The 17,640-nt window shown below is 59.1% G+C and carries 18 protein-coding genes and 1 pseudogene; 7 read left to right on the forward strand and 12 right to left on the reverse strand.

The features are described from left to right. The first annotated feature begins 25 nt into the window (after positions 1-25). Positions 26-1,297 carry a sensor domain-containing diguanylate cyclase gene (locus tag FHX15_RS17970; protein ID WP_184399440.1) on the forward strand — a complete coding sequence of 424 codons (1,272 nt, stop codon included), beginning with the start codon at positions 26-28 and terminating at the stop codon, positions 1,295-1,297. A 107-nt stretch (positions 1,298-1,404) separates the two neighbouring features. Here the strand turns inward: FHX15_RS17970 and FHX15_RS17975 are convergent, their stop codons facing one another. Continuing rightward, complete coding sequence (locus FHX15_RS17975; protein WP_184399442.1) at positions 1,405-2,181, reverse strand: SDR family oxidoreductase; 777 nt, start codon at positions 2,179-2,181, stop codon at positions 1,405-1,407. Positions 2,182-2,287: 106 nt separating this feature from the next. Between FHX15_RS17975 and FHX15_RS17980 the strand changes: the two genes are divergently transcribed. Beyond that, positions 2,288-2,866: a TetR/AcrR family transcriptional regulator gene (locus FHX15_RS17980; protein WP_184399444.1), complete on the forward strand. Its 579-nt coding sequence runs from the start codon at positions 2,288-2,290 to the stop codon at positions 2,864-2,866. 47 nt (positions 2,867-2,913) lie between these two features. Here FHX15_RS17980 and FHX15_RS17985 read toward each other — a convergent pair whose 3' ends face one another. Further along, entirely contained in the window at positions 2,914-3,528 is a 615-nt protein-coding gene (locus FHX15_RS17985) for an FMN-dependent NADH-azoreductase (protein WP_184399446.1), read from the reverse strand. A gap of 140 nt (positions 3,529-3,668) precedes the next feature. Between FHX15_RS17985 and FHX15_RS17990 the strand changes: the two genes are divergently transcribed. Both FHX15_RS17990 and FHX15_RS17995 read left to right on the forward strand, forming a co-directional pair. Beyond that, positions 3,669-4,637: a LysR family transcriptional regulator gene (locus tag FHX15_RS17990; RefSeq protein WP_184399921.1), complete on the forward strand. Its 969-nt coding sequence runs from the start codon at positions 3,669-3,671 to the stop codon at positions 4,635-4,637. Positions 4,638-4,825: 188 nt separating this feature from the next. Further along, on the forward strand, positions 4,826-5,383 hold the full coding sequence (locus tag FHX15_RS17995) for a DUF2087 domain-containing protein (protein WP_184399448.1): 558 nt from the start codon (positions 4,826-4,828) through the stop codon (positions 5,381-5,383). Between the two features lie 40 nt (positions 5,384-5,423). Here the strand turns inward: FHX15_RS17995 and FHX15_RS18000 are convergent, their stop codons facing one another. The 4 genes and pseudogenes from FHX15_RS18000 to FHX15_RS18015 all read right to left on the reverse strand — a co-directional run bounded on the left by FHX15_RS18000 (position 5,424) and on the right by FHX15_RS18015 (position 9,368). Beyond that, positions 5,424-7,412 carry a bifunctional 2',3'-cyclic-nucleotide 2'-phosphodiesterase/3'-nucleotidase gene (locus FHX15_RS18000; RefSeq protein WP_184399464.1) on the reverse strand — a complete coding sequence of 663 codons (1,989 nt, stop codon included), beginning with the start codon at positions 7,410-7,412 and terminating at the stop codon, positions 5,424-5,426. 140 nt (positions 7,413-7,552) lie between these two features. Beyond that, a pseudogene (locus FHX15_RS18005) lies at positions 7,553-7,867 on the reverse strand (PilZ domain-containing protein); the annotation flags it as partial. Positions 7,868-7,954: 87 nt separating this feature from the next. Further along, positions 7,955-8,836: a DMT family transporter gene (locus FHX15_RS18010; protein WP_184399469.1), complete on the reverse strand. Its 882-nt coding sequence runs from the start codon at positions 8,834-8,836 to the stop codon at positions 7,955-7,957. Between the two features lie 70 nt (positions 8,837-8,906). Further along, on the reverse strand, positions 8,907-9,368 hold the full coding sequence (locus FHX15_RS18015) for an Lrp/AsnC family transcriptional regulator (RefSeq protein WP_184399471.1): 462 nt from the start codon (positions 9,366-9,368) through the stop codon (positions 8,907-8,909). Positions 9,369-9,523: 155 nt separating this feature from the next. On the opposite strand from FHX15_RS18015, the gene ald reads away from it, so the two are divergent. After that, entirely contained in the window at positions 9,524-10,642 is a 1,119-nt protein-coding gene (gene ald, locus FHX15_RS18020) for an alanine dehydrogenase (RefSeq protein WP_184399473.1), read from the forward strand. Between the two features lie 16 nt (positions 10,643-10,658). Here ald and FHX15_RS18025 read toward each other — a convergent pair whose 3' ends face one another. From FHX15_RS18025 to FHX15_RS18045, 5 genes are all read right to left on the reverse strand, one after another. After that, on the reverse strand, positions 10,659-11,168 hold the full coding sequence (locus tag FHX15_RS18025; protein WP_184399475.1) for a DUF1203 domain-containing protein: 510 nt from the start codon (positions 11,166-11,168) through the stop codon (positions 10,659-10,661). 99 nt (positions 11,169-11,267) lie between these two features. Further along, positions 11,268-11,828, reverse strand: a complete 561-nt coding sequence (locus FHX15_RS18030) for a GNAT family N-acetyltransferase (RefSeq protein ID WP_184399477.1) — start codon at positions 11,826-11,828, stop codon at positions 11,268-11,270. A gap of 4 nt (positions 11,829-11,832) precedes the next feature. Then, positions 11,833-12,702: a 3-mercaptopyruvate sulfurtransferase gene (gene sseA / locus FHX15_RS18035; RefSeq protein ID WP_184399479.1), complete on the reverse strand. Its 870-nt coding sequence runs from the start codon at positions 12,700-12,702 to the stop codon at positions 11,833-11,835. A gap of 45 nt (positions 12,703-12,747) precedes the next feature. After that, positions 12,748-13,485 (reverse strand): alanyl-tRNA editing protein, encoded by a 738-nt coding sequence (locus FHX15_RS18040; protein ID WP_184399481.1) that lies wholly within the window; start codon positions 13,483-13,485, stop codon positions 12,748-12,750. Positions 13,486-13,491: 6 nt separating this feature from the next. Beyond that, positions 13,492-14,532, reverse strand: a complete 1,041-nt coding sequence (locus FHX15_RS18045; protein WP_184399483.1) for a cysteine synthase A — start codon at positions 14,530-14,532, stop codon at positions 13,492-13,494. A gap of 207 nt (positions 14,533-14,739) precedes the next feature. Here FHX15_RS18045 and FHX15_RS18050 point away from each other — a divergent pair, with 207 nt between their 5' ends. Then, entirely contained in the window at positions 14,740-15,399 is a 660-nt protein-coding gene (locus FHX15_RS18050; RefSeq protein ID WP_184399484.1) for a ChrR family anti-sigma-E factor, read from the forward strand. 96 nt (positions 15,400-15,495) lie between these two features. Continuing rightward, positions 15,496-16,329, forward strand: a complete 834-nt coding sequence (locus tag FHX15_RS18055) for an SDR family NAD(P)-dependent oxidoreductase (RefSeq protein WP_184399486.1) — start codon at positions 15,496-15,498, stop codon at positions 16,327-16,329. On the opposite strand, the gene FHX15_RS18060 is transcribed toward FHX15_RS18055, so the two are convergent. Then, on the reverse strand, positions 16,330-17,589 hold the full coding sequence (locus FHX15_RS18060) for an SAM-dependent methyltransferase (RefSeq protein ID WP_184399487.1): 1,260 nt from the start codon (positions 17,587-17,589) through the stop codon (positions 16,330-16,332). Positions 17,590-17,640 lie beyond the last annotated feature (51 nt).

The raw sequence follows: 17,640 nt of genomic DNA on the forward strand, positions 1-17,640 counted from the left end.
GCGGTCCTGCTGTTGGCCGAGGGCGGTGATGGAGTTCTTCAACACGGGGCTCTTCATTGTCGAGGCTGTCGGCTATTTCCTGCTGATGGTCAGCCTCCTGCATTTTCGCCAGCGTCTTGGATTGGGCGTTTTCCTGACTGCGCTCGGCGTTATGCATTTTATGGAGACCTACTTGGCAGCGGTCTTCTATGTTTCCCTGCCTTTCGGTAATGTCTCGCCGGGGTCTTCGATTTTCTTTTCCGGCAAGCTGATGATGATCCTCATGCTCTATCTGCAGGAGGATGCGGCGACCGTTCGCCAGCCGATTTACGGTCTGTTTCTTGGCAATCTTCTGACCGTTGCCATCGCCTGGGTGCTGCAGTTTCACCAGCCGCTGGAATTGACGTCCGGCCGCCCCCCCGATGTCAATTTCCTAAAGGACATCGGCTGGCTGATGGTCTGGGGAACGGCAATCCTCTATCTCGACTCGCTTGGCATCATCCTGCTTTACGAGAAGCTCGGAGATTTCATGCGCCGGCGTGTGGTGCTGCGCTTCATGATTTCAGGCCTTGTACTTCTGACGTTCGATCAGATCTGCTTCTTCGGCGGCCTGCATTATTTTCTGGGCGTTCCAATAGACGTCTTCTGGGCGGGCTGGAAAGCGAAGATGCTGGCGGCCTGCCTCTATTCTTTGATGTTTGCAATCTACGAATACCATGTCCGTCGGCACGGCCTTGCCGCCTCAGCCCGCTCGATCGGCGATCTCTTCGGCGATCTGACATTCCGGGAGCGCTACAACGATCTTTTGGAGCGAACCGGCCGCGATATGCTGACCGGCGTCTATGATCGCAGCCGAATGGAACTCGAGGCGCCGGTAATGGTGCAAGAGGCGCTTCGGCAGGGTCAATATGCGACGATCCTCATCATCGATGTCGACCATTTCAAAGACGTCAATGACGGCTTCGGCCATCTTCAAGGAGACGAAATTCTGAGGGTCATTGCCAGCAGGCTTGAAACGACACTCCGCTCCAGTGATCGTATCTTCCGCTTCGGCGGCGAGGAATTCGTCGCTGTTTGTCCCGGCACAAGCCATGAGGAAGCACTGTTGCTTGCCGAACGTCTGCGCTGGACGATCGCAACTAGCGTGACGACCCCAGACGATACGCCGGTCTCTGTGAGCATAGGTGTCGCCACCGCCGACGAAGATGGCACGAGCCTAACAACCGTGCTGACGGTCGCAGATGGCCGCCTCTACGAGGCAAAGAAGAACGGCCGCAACTGTGTCGTCGGCCGCTCCGAAGTGGTCAGGATCAGCTAGCAATTCCAGGAAAAGTGAGACCGATTTTCTGCCGCGAATTACGAAAACAATAAGATAGAGCGCTTCCGCCGATACCGCTCAGGCGGAAGCGCTCTAGCCCAATCAGCTCAGGCGGCGCGGAAGATCTTGGCGCCGGAGGGCGCGCTTGTCATGCCGCCATCGACAGTGATCTCGATCCCGGTGACATTGCTGGAATCGTCGGAGGCGAGATAAAGCGCAGCCTTTGCAATCTCGTCCGCTTCACTCATGCGGCCGAGCGCACTCATGTTCCCGAGCCTTTCTTCGAGCGCTGCCAGCGCGTCTTCCGTCTGCGCATAGGGCGACCAGATCGGCGTGCGCGTGCCGCCGGGTGTCACCTGATTGACGCGGATGCCGCGCGGCGCAAGCTCGGAGGCGAGGTTACGGGTCATCGAACGCACGGCGCCCTTTGTCGCGGCATAGGCCGACCAGCCCGGCGCACCGAGAACGGCGTGGACGGAGCCATTCAGGATGATGGAAGCTCCGTCGTTCAGATGTGGCAGCGCGGATTGGACCGTGAAGAAGACGGAGGTCAGGTTGGTGCTGATGATCTTCTCGAACTGTTCCAGCGAGGTCTGGCCAAGCGGCGTGGCACCGCCGATGCCGGCATTGGCAAAGACGATATCGAATTTACCGACTGTCGAAGCTGCCTCGGCGAAGACCTTCTCCGCAGCCGCAACGTCGGTGAGGTCGATCTTCAGCGCCAGCACATCCCCGCCAAGCGCTTTCTTGGCCGCTGCGAGCGTTTCTGGGTTGCGGCCGGTGATGATGACTTTGGCGCCTTCGGCAACGAAGACCTTGGCGGTGGCAAGCCCGATGCCGCTGTTGCCGCCGGTAATGAGTGCGACTTTGTTCTTGAGACGCATGGGAATGGCTCCTATTGGAAAATACCTCGATCTGGATTATGGTCGATATCTAGAAGGATTATGACCATAATCCATATAAGTCAAGTCCGCATGTCGGGAGATTCCAATGGGCCATTCGCAACTGGAAAAACAGAAGACGCACGACAGGATCGTCGAGATCGCGTCCAGGCGCCTGCGGGAGAGGGGGCTTGAGGGTATCGGCGTTGCTGATCTGATGAAGGAGGCCGGGCTGACAGTCGGCGGCTTCTACAAGCATTTTGCGTCACGTGATGAGATGGTGGCAGAAGCCATGAAGCTGGCTTTCGGATCCTGGGAAGCAGCGGTGCGTTCGCGGGGCAAGGAGCCGGCAGACATTTCGATCGCGGAATATTCCGCCAGCTATCTGAGCGATGTTCATCGTGATGACGTAAGCGGCGGCTGCCCTTTTGCTGCGCTGACGGCCGATCTCGCTCGCAGCGACGAGAAATGCCGGTCGCTTGCGACCGATCAGCTAAAGACGAATCTGGAAAACATGACAGACCGTATGAGCACGGCCGACGAGGCTGAGGCGCGCCGCAAGGCAATCATCGTCTCGTGCCTGATGACTGGCGCGCTCGGCCTTGCGCGTATCGCGGACGATGAAAAACTCTCCGACGAAATTCTAGAAACGGCCCGCTCTTTCGTCAATGATTTCTCGGCAAAATGAAAGGGCCGGCTTGCGCCGGCCCTCGAGTGGAACTTTGAATTTGCAGGTCAGGCAGCGAGAGCAAGCTCGTCGACGCGCGACTTTGCGGCGCCGATAGCCTTTTCTGCAGCTTCCGGGCCGAAAGCGAGGCCTTCGACATAGATGGTCTCAATGTCGGTAATGCCGAGGAAGCCGAGAACTGACTTCAGGTAGGGGACCGCATGATTCATGCCGGCAGCCGGACCCTGGGAATACACGCCGCCCGAAGCAAGGACGACATAGACCTTCTTGCCGGTGGCGAGGCCGACCGGGCCGCTTTCGGTATACTTGAAGGTCAGGCCGGCGCGGGCCACATTATCGATCCAGGTCTTCAGCGAGGAATAGATGTTGAAATTGATAAGGCCGGTGCCGATGACGATGCTGTCGGCTGCGAGCAGTTCATTGACCAACTCGTCAGACGTTTTTACGGCAGCAGCTTCCTGAGCCGTGCGGGCTTCCGGCGGCTTGCGGATAGCGGCCGTGAATAGGTCGTCGATGTGCGGAAGCGGGTTGGCGGCGAGATCGCGGCGAACGACAACACTACCGGGGTTCTGAGCCTTGAGCTTGTCGGCGAGTTCAACAGCAATCGACGTGGAAAGCGACTCGGAACGCGGGCTGGACGTCAAAAGAAGGATGGATGACATGGTTGAATTTCCTCTCGAAATGAGTTTCAGCGGCGGTTGGGAGCGGCAAACCGCTGTGTTCGAGAGAAGAGATAAGGCTGGCCTGCTATCGAAAAAACTGGGATAATGTGGATGAAAATTATCGATGGATTGGATGGATGATGCTTCCCAACCCGACACTGGATCAATTGCAGGTTTTTCTGACGGTCGCAGAAACCGGCAGCTTTTCGGCAGCATCGCGTGTGCTGAACCGCGCGCAGTCGGTCATCAGCTATACGATCGCCAATCTGGAAGCCCAGCTTGAAGTGCCGCTCTTCGAGCGGTCCGGCGCTCGCCAACCGAAACTGACGGATGCCGGCAAGGCGATGCTCGAGGATGCCCGCCGGCTGATGGCTGACCTCGAAGTCATGCGCGCCCGCGTGAAGAGCATGAAGCAGGGACTGGAGGCGGAGCTTTCCCTGGCTATCAGCGTCATGGTGCCCGCCACTGCCGTCATGATGGTGTTGCGCGAATTTCGCGAGAAATTTCCCGGCGTTGCGCTCAATCTCAATGTCGGCGAACTCGGCATGGTCATGGACATGGTGATGAACGCCAAGGCTGATATCGGGGTTGGCGGGGCGCTTGTGAGGCAGGACGATTCGCTTGTAGCCGAAAAGATCGGCTACTCGTTCATGGTGCCTGTGGTCGCGCCCGATCATCCGCTGGCGAGCATCGGCCGGCCGCTGACGCTCGCCGATGTGCGCGAAGAGATCCAGCTTGTGGTTTCGGATGCTTCAGGCCTGACCAAAGGGCGGGATTTCAACGTCCTGTCTTACCGGACATGGCGCGTCAGCGACATAGCGACCAAACATCAGCTCATCAAGGGCGGTCTCGGCTGGGGCGGCCTGCCGGTTTCGGTCGTCGGGGACGACATCATGAACGGCAACCTTGTGGCCATCAAGCTGGAGGCCTACGAGCAGGGAGAATATCCGATCTACGCCATGCGCAAGGCAGCCAACCCGCCGGGCCCAGCCGGTCAGTGGCTGATCGAGGCTTTCCGCCGCCAGCTCTCCATCTGTCCGAGCCACGGCGAAATGATCGAGATGCTCGGCATTGACGGACTGCACGCTATTCCGGAAGCTGCCGAATAGCCGCAAGGTTGACGGATTTCCGGCCTTTGCTATAACGGCGTCACGGTCTGCAGTTCACCGAGGCGTCGCCGTCCCGCAAGGGAAGCTAAACCTGCTCGAAGAAGATCATCAGCACTTGTCCTGTGCCGAAGTCGAAAGCCGGCGACCACCGACACCTTTTCGAGGGAACGGCGCGTTGAGGATAAGACGTGACCAGATCTATCTTTGCCATGGAAATCGCCGATCTTTCGGCTTTCGCCAAATCTCTTCGCAAGCAAATCGATGCGCTCGCTAATAAGCCGAGCCATGCCGAGATGCTCAATCTGCTGGCCCGCGCGGCAGGTTATCGCAACTACCAGCATTTCCGCAGTGCGGCGCAGTCAGCCAAGGTTCTGAACGACTGGAACCTGAAGCTGGATCCGGAGCCTTTGCCGGACGAAGTCCGCGTGCTGAAGGCATTGCGCCATTTCGATGAGCGTGGTCGACTGATACGTTGGCCGGGCAGGAGGGGGCTGCAAGAGCTTTGCTTGTGGTTCCTCTGGTCGAAAATACCGGCGACTACCGAACTGACGGAGCGTGAAATCGGCGATGTGCTGAACCGCCTGCATCTCTTCAGCGATGCGGCTCTGCTGCGTCGAGAGCTTTTCGATTTCGGGCTGGTCCACCGCACTCGGGACGGGCGGCAATATCGCCGGCTCGAGAAGAAGCCGCCAGCTGAACTCGGCCTGCTTCTTCGCCGCATGGAAATTGCGGCAGAAACTGCCTGAGCGGGGAGGGCGCGGTTGAAGAAACCGCGCCCTGCAGGGGTTAGAGAATTAGCCTGAACTTCGCAAAACCTTCAGCACCTTCGCCGGCATCCTCGATTTTCACGCTCTTGACGTCGGCGAGATACTGCTTGGCCTTCGGGCCGCTTTCGAACACGACGGTCGTGCCGGGCAGGGGCTTGAAGGTCCAGTTGCCATCGGCGGAGGGATTGATCGTGCCTTGGTCATGGACATAGCGGACGATGACGTCGCGGTTGGTATCCGGCGCCTGGAAGATCACCTTGTCGGAGGCGATTTCCGGGAAGTTGCCGCCGCCGCCGGCGCGGTAATTGTTGGAGACGACGACGAATTTCTGCGCCGGATCGATCGGCTTGCCCTCAAAGGCAAGGTTCTGGATGCGGTTCGAACCCGGATTGACGGCCTTGCCGGACGAATCATATTTCGCCGGCTGCGACAGGTCGATCTGGTAGGTTACGCCATCGATCACGTCGAAATTATAGGACGGGAAGTCCTTGTTGAGCAGGTCCGCGTCTTTCGCGCCGGGTTCGATGTGATTGAACATGCCGGCCGACATTTCCAACCACTCCTTCACCTGCGCACCGGTAATGGCGACGGCTTGAACCGTGTTCGGATAGAGATAGAGATCCGCAACATTCTTGATGGCGATATTGCCCGAGGGAACGTCGGTATAATAATCCGCGCCGCCGCGCCCTCCAGCCTTGAACGGGGCTGCGGCAGAGAGAACCGGCAAATCCTTGAACTTCGTGTCGGCGAGCATCTGCTTGATGTACCAGGTCTGCGCCTGACTGACGATCTGCACGGAGGGATCATCGGCCACCAGCGCAAAATAGGAATAGAGCGGCGCTGAGGTCTTTCCAACAGGCGTACGGACATAGGCAAGCGTTGCTTCATGTTCCGCCTTGGCGGCTTCGACGACTTCCTTCTTGTCGGCGACGTCGGCGACGACCTTCTTCTTGTCGTCGCGATGGTAGATCGGCCGGGCTTCCGACGTAAAGTCGACGATCTTCCAGCTATTGCCGTCTTTCTCCAGCAGGAGATCGATCAGGCCGAGATGCGAGCCCCAGAAGCCGGCCATGACGGCAGGCTTGCCATGCAGCGTGCCCTTGACCGGATCGGCATTGGCAATGCCGTCCCAGGTCTTCGGGCTGGGGAAGACGAGATGCTGGTGCCCGGTGAAGATCGCGTCGATGCCCTCGACGGCGGCGAGATGCAGCGAGGCGTTTTCCATCTTCTCGGACGGACCAGAGCCGTCGATGCCGGAATGGGAAAGGGCGATGACGATATCGGCGCCGGCTTCCTTCATGGCTGGTACCCAGGCCTTGGCGGCCTGAACGATATCGCGTGTTTGCGCCTTGCCTTCGAGGTTCTTGATGTCCCACAGCATGATCTGCGGCGGTACGAAGCCGATGAAGCCGATTCTGACCGGGCTTTCATTGCCCGCGCCGTCCTTGATCTGCTTTTCGACGACGATGTAGGGCTTGAAGAACAGATCGTCCTGTTTCGGATCGGAGGCGAGCTGGCCCTTGGTCAGATTGGCGCAGACGAACGGGAAGTTCGCACCGTTCAGCACCTTGAACATGAAATCCAGGCCGTAGTTGAATTCGTGGTTCCCGAGCGTGCCGACGGTGTAGCCGAGCGTGTTCATCGCCTTGATGACCGGATGGACGTCGCCTTCCTTCATGCCGTGCTGATAGGCCATGTAATCGCCCATCGGATTGCCCTGTAGCACGTCGCCATTATCGATCAGCAGCGAATTGACGGCTTCCGCACGGATCGTGTCGATGATCGTTGCCGTGCGCGCCAGGCCCATCGTGTCGTTCGGCTTGTCAGCATAATAGTCATAGGGGAAGACGTTGACGTGGATGTCGGTCGTTTCCATGAACCGCAGATGTGCCTGGTTCGCGGCCGCGCGGGCGCTGAACGGGTGCAGCAGAACAAGAGCGGAAGTAGCCGCGAGACCGCCGAGCAAAGAGCGGCGGCTCATCGCCGGCACATCGAAAATCGAAGACATGGAAACACTCCTTTTGACATCATGCATCATTCGGTTCGACGAACTTAGAATGATTGGCAAAGGAGTACATGGTGAAAATGACAGAACGGCAACGGTGCCGCCAAAGCAAGCACGGTTTGAACACCTTAGCGGACGCGCGGCACGTCGCGGTGGAAGAAGCGGAAATAGGAGGCTATGAGCGCGCGGGCATTGGAATTCGCATCAAACTGGATGCCGACGCGGCCATTATGCGTCCAGCGGATGACGCCTTCGAGCAGACCGAGATTTTCCGCCTCAATACGCACCTTGCTGCCTGAGGCAGCATAAAGCGGTGCTTTGACTTCGAGAGCTGCACCTGTCGCAGAAATATCGAGTATGCGGGCATCCACTTGGTTGTTCAGATAGCGGATCTTACCAAAGACGCGGCAGTTCTTGCGGTCCGCCTTGCGGGCGGTGATCTTCAGATTGCGTATCATGCTTATCCTCGTGAAGAATTCGGGAGAAGCATAAGGCCGGAAGATTGAAATGCCTTTAGGCGCTTATTTAAAATTGCTGCAAAAGTCTCAATTCGGTACGGCTGCACGCCGCGCCACGATATGTTCGCGCCAGACGGTGAAGATGCCCGCCGCAACCACGATAAGCGAACCGACGATCATGTTCAGCGTCAGCCTTTCCCCGTAGATGAGCACCCCGAGGATCGAGGCGTAGACGAGTTGGATATAGGTGAGCGGCTGCACGGCGGCTGCATCGAGACTATCATAGGCGCGGATCAGGAAATAATGGCTCGATGTTCCGGTCAGGCAGACGGCGAGCATCCACAGCCAGTCCCACCCCTGGATCGGCGTCCAGTAAAAGGGGCCGGCAAGCGTCATGACGAGAGCCCCGATGACGCCGGTATAGAAGAAGCTCGTCATCGCCGAATCCTGCCGGCTCACGTAACGGGTGGCGATCACATAAAGCGCGAAGTTGAAGCAGGAGACGACGGCAAGAAGTAGGTTCACGTCGAAGAACCCGCCTTCCGGCTTGAGGATGAGCAGCACGCCGCAGAGTCCGACACCGATCGCCGTCCAGCGGCGCCACCCAACCCTTTCGCCAAGGAGCGGAATGGCAAGCAGCGCGACGATGATAGGGGTGGCGGCAAAGATCGCTTGCGAATGCGCAAGGCCGATCAGCGCAAAACAGGTGATTGCCAGCACCACCTGCGTAGCAAGCAGAATGCCGCGTGAGACCTGCAGAAAGGGGTGGTTCGTACGGGCGGTGGCGCCGATGCCGCCGCGCATTTTTGCAGCCAGGACCACAGTGAACAGGCCGAAGGCCCAATAGCGCACCATCGTCACGAAAATGGGCGAATAGGCGGAACCGAGATGCTTCGAGATTGCGTCCTGCGCCGAAAAGATCGTCAGCGCGAGAAGCAGGAAGATGTAGCCGTGGGTCTTGGATTTCATGTCTTGCCGTCAAAGCGGGAGATACCCGCAGCGCCAAGCTAGGACAGGATTTCAGGCACTTTGCAAGGCTTCAGAGGCCGACATTCGGCCTGTCGATGATTTCGCGCAGCGCAAAGCTCGAATTGATCTTTACGACATGCGGCAGCGCCGAAAGCCAGTCTCGATGGATGCGCTCGTAATCCTCCAGGTCACGGGCCGCGACGCGCAGGATATAGTCGTACTCGCCCGACATCAGATAGCAGACGAGCACGTTAGGGCAGCGTTTCACGGCCGCCTCGAATTCCGACAGCGTCTTGGCGAACTGGCCGGACAGCGAGATGTGCACGATGGCGATCATCTTGTATTCGAGCGCCTTGTGCGAAAGCCGCGCATGATAGCCGCTGATGACGCCGCTTTTTTCGAGAATATCCAGCCGCCGCGAACAGGCAGAAGGTGACAGTCCGACCTTGTCGGCGAGCTCAGCATTGGTGATGCGAGCGTTGATCTGCAATGCCTTCAGAATCGCAAGATCGATATTGTCGAGGTCGGACATTCGAAGAACCTTCGAAAACGGAGTTATTAACGCAATAATCTTCGAAACTTCCCACCTATGCAAATGCTCTTTGCAAGGACATTTCGCGGTTAGGGTGTTTGGATTTAGCGGCAAGAAAACGCTCCGCGGATGCGGATAAAATGAGAGGAACGCGAATGCGTGTCGGTTGCCCGAAGGAAATCAAGAACCATGAATATCGCGTCGGTCTGACGCCGGCTTCGGTGAGAGAATATATCGCCCATGGTCATGAGGTCTGGGTGGAAACGAAGGCGGGTGCTGGCATTGGTGCCGATGATGCCGCCTATGCGGCTGCCGGCGCGAAGATCGCTGCTTCCGCCAAGGACATTTTTGAAAAGTGCGATATGGTCGTCAAAGTCAAGGAGCCCCAGCCTTCGGAATGGGCGCAGCTTCGCGAAGGCCAGCTCCTCTATACCTACCTGCATCTCGCCCCCGATCCGGAACAGACCAAGGGCCTGCTCGCTTCCGGCGTCACGGCCATCGCCTACGAGACCGTGACTGACGAGCGCGGGGGCCTGCCGCTTTTGGCACCGATGTCCGAGGTCGCTGGCCGTCTTTCGATCCAGGCAGGCGCAACCGCGCTGCAGAAGGCAAATGGTGGTCTCGGCATCCTGCTCGGCGGCGTTCCCGGCGTCCTCCCTGCCAAAGTCGCCATCATCGGCGGCGGCGTCGTCGGTCTGCATGCGGCCAAGATGGCTGCCGGGCTCGGCGCCGATGTCAGCATCCTCGACAAGTCGCTGCCGCGCCTGCGCCAGCTCGACGACATCTTCAATGGCCGGATCCACACACGCTATTCCAGTATTCAGGCGTTGGAAGAGGAAGTCTTTTCCGCCGATCTCGTCATCGGGGCCGTGCTGATCCCCGGTGCTGCCGCGCCGAAGCTCGTCACCCGCGAAATGCTCTCGGGCATGAAGAAGGGCTCTGTTATCGTCGATGTGGCGATCGACCAGGGCGGCTGCTTCGAAACCTCGCATGCGACGACGCATTCCGAGCCGACCTTTGTCGTGGAAGGCGTCGTGCATTATTGCGTCGCCAACATGCCGGGTGCGGTTCCTGTCACATCAGCCCATGCGCTGAACAACGCGACGCTCGTCCATGGCCTGGCGCTCGCCGATCGCGGCCTGCGCGCCATCGCCGAGGACAAGCACCTGCGCAACGGCCTGAACGTCCACCGGGGACGTATCACCAACAAGCCCGTCGCTGACGCGCTCGGTTACGAGGCTGTCGCCGCGGAAAGCGCTCTGAACGTAGCGTAAAGCAACTGACTCAAGGTCAGATGAGGGCGCCGGCTTCCGCAAGGGCTGGCGCCTTTACTTTGTCGATGCGGCATTGATAGCAATTATTGCGCGCCGAGCGCACATGCACATAGGCGATACCGGGCCGGCCGAGCAGGTCGGCCGCATAGGCGGGAATTCTCTCGATCGGCGTGACTGCTCCGGTGCCGTAAACGATCCTGTCGCCCTCGCTATAGCCGCGGACGATGAAGTCCGGGCTCGTGGTCAGGACGGGAGGTAGAACTTCGTCAGCGGAATAGCGGTGGCAGGGCTGCTTGTGCAGGAAGATCGGTCCGGTCTCTGCATAGGGTTGCAGTTCCGGAAAGGGCCGATAGGCGAAGACGAGCAGTTCCTCTCCGGCGCCGATATTCCGGAGGCAATGACGGCAGGGATAGCCAGGACCATCGGAGATCATCGTCTCCGGCAAGCAATGGTAGGCGTCGCGGCCGCCGCTCCAGAGCGCTTCAGCATCTGCTGTCGGCATGGCGGAAAACTGAATGCTGGTCATGGCAAATCTCCTCTTGAGCTTTGCCATAGTGTCAGCGGTGAAGCTCACCGAAGCCACCCGATTCTTGCGTAAAATCGCAACAGCTTGGGGGCGACGCGATCAACCTTTCCGGGCTAGTTCCAGCAATTCCTTGTCGCTCAGCGGGCGGACGATCCCAGTTCCCGTGGAAACGGGAGAGAAGCCGAACATCTGATAAAGCTGCAATGCGCGCGGATGATCGAGATTATTGGTCGTCGTCGTGACCGTCTTCGGGTTCAGCGTCCAGATGGCGTAGAGCGCCTGAAGCAGGAACCACTTGCCGATGCCGAGGCCGAGCGCGTGCTCGATAAGCCCGAAATGGGAAAGCTCGATTGTATCTTCGTCCTCGCAAAGATATTCGTAGAAGCCCGCGGGAGCGCCGTTGACGTAAAGAACACTGATATTGTTGCGCTTGTCATGCAGCGTGGCGGCCAGCTCCTCGTCGCTCAACCGCAGCCTGTCGACCCACTGCCAGCGCGCGCCAACCTGCCGGTAGAGATAGCGATAAAAGGCGAGAGGAATGCCGGGCGCGCGCATGATCGCCGTCTGGATATTGACGGGCACAGGCAGGCTTGCCTTTGGTGGCGCAACCATTTCAAGCCGCGTGATATGGGCCTTGAGCGAGGCGGGGGTCTTTCCCATGGCGTCAGGCTTTGACCGGTTCTGGCGGGCCGGTGACGACGGGTGTATCTTCACGGCTGCCCCACTCGCTCCAGGAGCCGTCGTAGAGTTTGTTGTCGGTATGCCCCAGTGATTCCAGCGCAAGCGTGATGATGGCGGCGGTAATGCCCGATCCGCAGGAGGTGACGACCGGCTTGGAAAGATCGATACCGGCGTCCTCGATCGTCTGCTTCAGTTCCGGCAACGATTTGAAGCGACCCTGATTGGCAAAGACGCCTGATGGCAGGCTGCGGGCGCCGGGCATATGACCGGAGCGCATTCCGGCTCGCGGTTCCGGCTCGCTGGCGGCAAAACGGCCGGCGCTGCGGGCATCGGCGATCTGCAGGGCCGCGCTGGAAACGATATCGCGCATCTGCTCGAGATTGACGACGCGGCTTGCATCGTAATTCGTCTTGAAATTCGTCGGCGGATAGTACGGCACTTCTGTTTCGAGTGGTCGTCCCTCAGCTTTCCAGCCGTCGAGGCCGCCATCGAGCACAAAGACATCTTTTGCGCCCATCACCCGGAACAGCCACCAGACGCGCGGTGAGGCGAACATGCCGATGCCGTCATAGACGACGATCCGGTCGTTCTCGCTGATGCCGAGCTTGCCGACTTCGGCGGCGAAATAATCGGGCGAGGGGATCGTATGCGGCAGGTTTGTCGACTGATCGGCGATCTTGTCCTGATCGAAACGGATCGCGCCTGGAACATGCCCGGCGGCATATTCGGCATCGGCATCGCGTTTCTGCGCTGGAAGATAGAAGGACGCGTCGAGCACGCGCAGGTCCGGCTTGCCGAGTTCAGCCTGCAGCCAGTCGGCCGAGACGACGAAACGGCTCTTGGTGTCGCTCATAATGATCTCCCCAAAATATCAGGCCCCAATATCAGGCATCATCAATCAGGCTTCGTCGCCGGGCGTGCCGAAGCGAATGCGGAAGCGCCGGTTTTCTTTGCCCTTCTTCTCGATCTTGGCAATATGAATCTGGCCGACTTCCTGTGTTTCCGAAACATGCGTGCCGCCGCAGGGCTGGCTGTCAACAGCGGAATTCTTGCCGATGCAGACGAGGCTGACACGGCCGAGGCCGACAGGAGGGCGCACATTCTTCGATTTGACGATGCCGGGATTGGCGGCAAGCTCCTCATCCGTAATCCACTGAACATAGACCGGATGGTTCTGGTTGACGAGGTCCATCAGCCTGGCGGTCACTTCGTCTTTGTCTATCGTTTCGGTCATATCGAAATCGACGCGGCTTTCATCCTCTCCAACGGCAGCGCCGGTGATCGGATAGGAGCAGACGACCGAAAGGAGATGGCAGGCCGTGTGCATGCGCATCAGTTTGTAGCGGCGCGGCCAGTCGATATGCAGCACCAATTTTTCGCCGATCTCCGGCCGCGCCTGGCCGTCCAGCGGCACATGGACGACAATGTCCTTGGTCGCGCCGTGTTTTGCCTGAGCAAGTTCTATCTTTGAGCCGTCGGGCCGTTCGAAGAAGCCGGTATCGCCCGGCTGGCCGCCTGATGCTGCATAAAAACAAGTCTGATCCAGCTCGATGCCGCCGTCCTCGTGAACGGCCGTGACAACCGCTTCGCATGTGGAGAGATAGAAGTCGTCACGGTAGAGGGCATTGACTGGCATTGGGGCTCACGCGGCGGGTTCGTAGGGTATCTTAATATCCGTCGAGCCTAGCATCCATTCGGGAATGGGAAGCCCCTTGGATGACAGGAAATCCGGATTGAAGAGCTTGGACTGATAGCGATTACCATAGTCGCAGAGGATCGTCACAATCGTATGGCCGGGGCCGAGATCCTGGGCGAGGCGCACTGCGCCGGCAATGTTAATGGCCGTGGAGCCGCCAAGGCAAAGTCCCTCATGCTCTACCAGGTCGAAGAGGTAGGGAAGCGACTCGGCATCGGTGACGTGATAGGAAAAATCGGGCGTGAAGCCCTCGAGATTGGCGGTGATACGTCCCTGACCGATTCCTTCGGTGATCGACGAGCCCTCGGACTTCAAGGCGCCATTCTTGTAGAACTCGTAGAGCGCCGCACCCTCGGGATCGGCAATGCCGATCTTGATGTCCTTGTTGAAGCTCTTGAGACCTGCGGCGACACCGGCAAGCGTACCGCCCGAGCCGACCGAGCAGACAAAGCCGTCGACCTTGCCGTCCGTATCCTTCCAGATCTCGGGTGCGGTGGTTTCGATATGCGCCTGCCGGTTCGCGACATTGTCGAATTGGTTGGCCCAGATCGCGCCGTTCGGCTCGCTCTTGGCAAGCTGCTCGGCAAGACGGCCCGAAACCTTCACGTAGTTGTTCGGGTTCTTGTAGGGAACGGCTGGAACTTCCACGAGCTCGGCACCGAGCAGCCGCAGCGCATCTTTCTTTTCCTGGCTCTGCGTTTCCGGGATGACGATCACGGTGCGATAGCCGAGCGCCTTGGCCACGACCGTCAGGCCGATGCCGGTATTGCCCGCCGTGCCCTCGACGATGACGCCACCGGGCTTGAGCAGCCCCTTCTTCTCGGCATCACGGATGATGTAGAGCGCCGCTCGGTCCTTCACCGATTGTCCGGGGTTCAGGAACTCGGCCTTGCCGAGAATGGTGCAGCCGGTCGCCTCGGACACACCCTTGAGCTTGATGAGGGGCGTATTGCCGATAGCCTCGATTACGGAGGGGTGGAAGGTCATGGAATCTGCCTCGTTTACGCATAGTTTAAGAACGGTCTTTTCCGTTCACAAGGCGGCGTTGGCAAGAAATCCTATTCCATGCCTCTGGAGGCCACGATAAAATTAGACTTCGATTTTCTGCCGTTCGTTGTCCACGCAAGCAGTGATCCGAAGGTTGACTTTTGGCGTATGGATGACGACAAAGCGAGCGCGGGCGCAGGACAAGGCGTGACCGAAACCGACATGGTTCACGAGCATATCGATACGATCGATGCATTGATGGCGCATTATGTTGCCGGCTCCCTTCCGGAGCCGGTCCGCGCGCTCGTGGAATCCCATCTGGAGATGAAGCCGGACAATCGTGGCCTGGTGGCCGACCTCGAACGGCTGGCGGGAGAGGCCCTGGAAGGCACGCCGGCAAACCCGATCAGCGACCGCGAAGCCAAGCTTGCGGCAATCTTCGGCTCAAAGGCTCCGGCGTCATTGCCGAAGCCCCCATTGCGCCCGCGGGGAGCTCTTTTTCCGCGCGCCTTGCGCAATCTCGTCGGTTTCGAGGTCGACCACGTGCCGTGGCGCAAGCGTCTTCCCGGCTTCAAGGAATATGCGACCGATATCGACGGCTGCGAGGTCAGCCTGATGTGGATACGGCCGGGCCGCGCGCTGCCTGCCCACACGCATCACGGCATGGAATTGATCCTCATCCTCGATGGAGCTTTCCGCGACCAGCGCGGCCGTTTCGGGCCGGGAGATATCTCGATTGCGGATGCTACGGTCGACCATCGCCCCGTCGCCGAGAAGGACCGACCCTGCATCGCTTTTGCCGTTTCGGACGGCCCGGTCAAGCTTACAGGCTCCTTTCGGCAGATCATTGGCGACCTCATCGGCTGAAAGCAGCCACAATGCTGTGATAGAGCCATTGTCCCGGGAGAGATGGGTGCCTTCCGGGCTGTGTTCGTATCAAATTGGCAGACCGGAGGAAGTGTCATGCGTAATTTCATCGCCCGCCCGGAGCATGGTATCGTCTGGATTTCCGGCGCGAGTTCTGGAATAGGCCGAGCGCTGGCGCTGAAGCTCGCAGGCGAGGGATACGGGGTCGCCGTCACCGCCCGCAATCACGAAAAACTGGTGGAACTGCAGGTCGAGGCATCAGAATTGCCCGGCAGCATCATCGTGCTCGATGGCGATGTGACTGATGCCGAAGACATGGAACATGTCATGGCTTCGATCGAATACGAGCATGGGGCGCTTGCCATGGCGATCCTGTGCGCAGGCGTCTATCAGCCCGTCCACTGCGAGAATCTGAACCGAGCCGATTTCGAGAAGACTTTTGCCGTCAACCTGTCAGGCGTCGTCAATTGCCTCCTGCCGGCAATCCGCCACATGAAGGCGAAGGGTCAGGGACAGGTTGCCATCGTTTCCTCGGTAACCGGCTACACGGGATTGCCGACCAGCGCCGCCTACGGCGCGACCAAGGCTGCCCTGATCAATATGGCCGAAAGCCTGAAATTCGATCTCGACAAGATCGGCATCCGCATCCAGCTCATCAATCCGGGCTTCGTCGATACGCCAGCAACGCGCAAGAATACCTTTCCCATGCCGGCGCTGGTTTCGCCCGAGACGGCGGCCGAGCGCATTGCGGCGGGCCTCAAGTCTCAGGCTTTTGAGATCACCTTCCCAAAGCGCTTCACTTATGTGCTGAAGTTCCTGCGGCTGTTGCCTTATGGTCTCTATTTCGCGTTGATGAACCGCTTTACCGGCTGGCACGAGCGGCCTCTCGACACAGGTCACCGGTCGGCGACTCCGCACCCGGCTGAATGATCAGCTGCGCGAAAAGACCACCTGCCGCACATCAATATTGCGGGCGCGGAAGCCTGCTTCGCAATAGAACAAATAGAATTCCCAGAGCCGTTTGAACCGGTCGTCGAAACCCATCGGCTTGATCTTGTGCCACACGGACCAGAAGCGTTCGCGCCATTCCGCGAGCGTCCGTGCATAGTCGAGTCCGAAGCCGAAGTCCCTGACCAGTGACAGGTCCATCTTCTTGCCGAGCTCGGCAAGGTGATGACGCGTCGGCAGCATACCGCCGGGGAAGACATATTTCTGAATGAAATCCGGATTGCTGCGATATTGCTCGAAGGCCTCGGGACGAATGGTGATGATCTGCAGCCCTGCCTTGCCGCCGGGCTTCAGGCATTGTTTGAGCTTGGAGAAATAGGCCGGCCAGTATTTCTCGCCCACGGCCTCGAACATCTCGATGGAAACGATGCGATCATAGACCCCGGTCTCGTCGCGATAGTCCTGGAACCGGAAGTCGACCTTGTCGCCAAGCCCCGCCTTGCTGATGCGCTCCTGCGCGAAAGTAAGCTGTTCGCGGCTGATCGTGAGCCCTGTCACTCGGCAATTCAGCTGGCTTGCCGCAAACTCGGCGAAGCCGCCCCAGCCGCAGCCGATTTCCAGAACATGGTCGCCGGGCTTGATGCCGGTCGCTTCGGCCAATGTGCGATATTTGGCGTTCTGCGCCGACAGAAGATCATTGGCGCCGGTTGAATAAAGCGCCGAAGAATAGGTCATGCTCGGATCGAGCCATTGCCTGTAGAAGTCGTTGCCGAGGTCGTAATGCGCCGAGATATTGCGCCTGGACCCGGCCTTGGTGTTGGCATTCATCCAATGGCGGATGCGCTCGACGAAGCGGCCGACACCACCGGTGCCGTGCGAATAGCTGTGCACGGCCTCACCATTGACGAGGAAAAACTCAAGGAAGGCTGTGATATCAGGACTATCCCAGTCCCCATCCATATAGGTTTCGGCGACACCGATCGTGCCGCTGGTCAGAGCCCGGCCGGGAAGGTTCCAGTTCCGGAGCGTAAGCGCTGCGTTGGGCCCGACAGTCTTTCCTTTGACGAGCACCCTGCGCCCATCGGGTAGCGTGACGGCGAGCGATCCATGCTGCATGCGCAGCAGCCCCCGAAACGCAAGCTTTGCCTTAAAAGGCAGGCCTTTGACGATGCGTGAGACGTTCTCTGCCGTCAAAGTCACGACATCCCTGGCAGGCTGATTCCAGTCCTGGGTTTTGGTCATCCTCCTCCTCCCGTATTTTCTGGCCGGCCGGGACGCCTGCGCCTCTTCTCC

Origin of the sequence: Rhizobium sp. BK650, assembly GCF_014195325.1 — a bacterium.
Classification (GTDB): Bacteria; Pseudomonadota; Alphaproteobacteria; order Rhizobiales; family Rhizobiaceae; genus Rhizobium.